Origin of the sequence: Massilia sp. CT11-108 (assembly GCF_047302915.1) — a bacterium.
GTDB classification, from domain to species: Bacteria; Pseudomonadota; Gammaproteobacteria; order Burkholderiales; family Burkholderiaceae_D; genus Telluria; species Telluria orientalis.
On the sequence record NZ_JBKYMO010001283.1, the window covers coordinates 1 to 408 of the forward strand.

1 protein-coding gene is annotated in these 408 nt (G+C 64.7%); it reads right to left on the reverse strand.

Annotated features, from left to right (window positions below):
• Positions 1–277 (reverse strand): LysR family transcriptional regulator (locus ACEN88_RS34420; protein ID WP_413346895.1); only part of this gene is annotated, 277 nt, incomplete at its 3' end.
• Between the last annotated feature and the right edge of the window lie 131 nt (positions 278–408).

Sequence of the window (408 nt, forward strand, 5' to 3'; positions counted from 1 at the left end):
AACCCCCCTGCCGCCCCGTCGCGGGGGCGCGCCCTTGTCTAAACCACACCGGTCCCCCCCCCCGGCGGGCGCGCGCCTGCTCGAGGAACAGCTCGCCGGCCGCGGTCAGGCCCACGCTGCGCTTGGTCCGCTGCAGCAGCCGCGCCTGGAGCGTCCGCTCGATTTCCTGGATCTGCACGGTCAGCGTGGACGGGGCAATGCCCAGCCGTTCGGCGGCGCGCGCGAAATGCAATTCTTCGGCCACCGCCACGAAATAGCGGAAATGTCGCAGCTCCATCCGTCTCCAGCAGGCATGAGTATTCGATAGGAACGAATTATTTCACGTTTTCCCGTTAATGAATGAAATTCCCGGCTGGGGTGTAATGCAGCTTTCATTCGAACTCAGGAGCCCCCGCGATGCCTGCCGAC